This is a genomic window from Aequorivita marina (genome assembly GCF_031631895.2).
Lineage (GTDB): Bacteria > Bacteroidota > Bacteroidia > Flavobacteriales > Flavobacteriaceae > Aequorivita > Aequorivita marina.
The window spans coordinates 1-2,342 of record NZ_JAVMBW020000026.1 but is presented as its reverse complement, the minus strand read 5'-3'; the positions used below and the strand labels follow the sequence as shown (position 1 = coordinate 2,342).

The 2,342-nt window shown below is 55.7% G+C and carries 1 protein-coding gene; it reads right to left on the bottom strand.

Going from position 1 to position 2,342, the window contains the following annotated elements; translation table 11 throughout:
• Nucleotides 1-2,342: FIDD domain-containing protein (locus QPK98_RS15500; RefSeq protein ID WP_494337534.1), on the bottom strand; the 2,342-nt coding region annotated here is incomplete at both ends.

Here is a 2,342-nt window from a genome sequence, read left to right as displayed (position 1 = left end):
TCGTTGGTGGCTAGGCGTACCCAGATGGTCTGGGGGTTGGTCTCATTGGTATAGGCTTCTGGGTCGGCAATTGGGGCATTGCCACTGATGGCCTCTGCCTCGGTTAGGTGGTAGGTAAGGCGATAGTCTTCGCGGGGCTGGTCGCCATAAATAAGGGCTTCTTGTTCGGTAAGGTCAAATTGGTAGAATCCGGTATCGTCACAGGCCGTAAGGTCTGGAAGGTCGTTCGGTATCACTGGGGTTGGGAGTACCTCGAGTTCCAGTTCTACAATTGCGTAGCAGCCCGTACCCATAGGGGGACCAGCGTAGGCGGCACGTACAAAAAGGGTTTGGTTAAACAGCACGATGTTCTCATAGGGGCTGGCCAAGGGGTAGTTGCCCGTGGCGGCATCTTGCCGGGTCTCGTGGTAGGTGATTCCAAGGGTGGGGTCGCCTCCACTGATCTCGGCGGTCTTGCTGTCCAGATCAAAATAGGTAATCCCATTGTTATCTGGGTCGCAGGCGTACAAGGTTGTAGGTGCTACGGGGGCCGGGTTCGGGTTTACCGTTAACAGGAAGCTGATGCTGTCGCTACAGGTGTTCTGGCCGGTTATACCAACGAATATCTCCTGCTCTGGGGTCTCCACGTTCTGGTAGGCTGTTGGGTCGGCAATGGGCGTATCGTTGTCTAGGTCGTCTTGGTTGGCATAATAGCGTACGCTCAGGCTGGGGTCGCCATCGAGTATCGGCAGGGTGTTCTGGGTCAGGTCAAAGGTGGAGATGCCGTCGTTATTGGTGCTGCCGTTTTCTTCATCGTCACATTTTACTAGATCGTCTGCCTGTCCATGGGTGGGGAAGCCGCCCACTTCAAGCTCAAAGGGGGTTATTTGGGCGCAGCCGGTGGTTAGAAATTCCAGGCGTACCCAGATGGTCTGCCCGGCGCTGGCAAAGGCATCGGCGGGATCGATTGCATTGGTGCCTGCTTCTGCATCCGTTAGGTCGATGTAGTAGGTTATCGGGGCAAAGGCTGCTGGGTCTTGGCTGCCCAATACCGATGCGTCTTGGAGGGTCAGATCAAAAATGGCTTGTCCATCTCCGTTTAGGTCACAGACCAAGTAGGGATCCATAAAGTTTGCGTCCGGGGCTTCGGGGAGTGGGTGCACAATAAGCTCGAGTTCCACAATCGCGTAGCAGCCTGTAATGTCTTTTTCGATGCGTGCCCAAACGGAGTCGTTAAAAGGTACGGTGTTGGTGTATGCGGTTGGGTCGGGGATTGCACCGGGACCTCCGGCTTCTGCCTCCGCTTGTGTGGGGTAGTAGGTTACGCTAACATCGGGCTCGCCGTTGATGATCGTTACTGTACGTTGGCTCAGGTCGAATTCGGCAAAGCCATCGCCTTGGTCGCAAAGTTCAAGGGGATCGGGTGTGGCTGGGGTTGGCAGTGGGTCTACCACTAGAGTCAGGGTTGCCAGATCCTTGCAGTCAAGGCTGGTGGTTGCTCGGGCCACAATGGTCTGGGCGTTGGTGGTATTCTGGTAGGCTGTGGGGTTGGCGATGGGATTGTCGGCGGCCTCATCGGCTAGGGTCTCAAACCAGGTGACTGATACTCCGGGGGCGCCACCGGTAACTTCGGCATCGCGGGTGGTAAGGTCAAAGGTGCTTATTTGGTCGGTGGGTGTGCTTCCGTTTAGGGTGTCGTCGCAAAGGTGGTAGTCGGCGGGCTCGAATACTTCAGGCATCGGATCCACGATGAGCTCGAGCTCCACAATGTCATAACAGCCTGCTCCGCCGTTGTTGGGGCTGGTGTTTAAGTTTGTGCCCACGCCTAATACGTAGAGGGTCTGGGTGTTTGGAACTTGGTTTTGGTAGGCTCCTGTATTTTGTATGGCAAGGGAGAAGTCGGGGTTGTCCAAAGCGGCCATCCCGGCGTCTATTGCGTCTTGCTCTACTACATAAAAATACAAATCGTATAGTTGGGGGTCTAGGCCACCCAAGATCTCGTCTTCCTTGGTGGTGAGATCAAAAATGGCAAGGCCGTCGCTGTCGTCATCACACAGACGGTAGGGCTCGGGAACCGTGAGCACGGGGCTATCACGGACTTCCAATTCTAGGGCTACAAGGGCGTAACAACTGGTGTTGGGACCCACTACGCGTGCCCAAACTTCATCGTTATAGGGGATGATGTTCTCAAAGGGCTCAGGGAGCTCGCCCTCGTCGGTACGGGCGTCAAGCTCGGTGTAGTGATAGGTGACCGTAAGGGTGGGGTCGCCACCGGTAATGTCATCGTCTGCGGTGTGCAAGAAGAAGTCTGTAAAACCATTGCTGTCGTCGTCGCAGGCGATTAAGGGGTCTGGGGTGGGGTT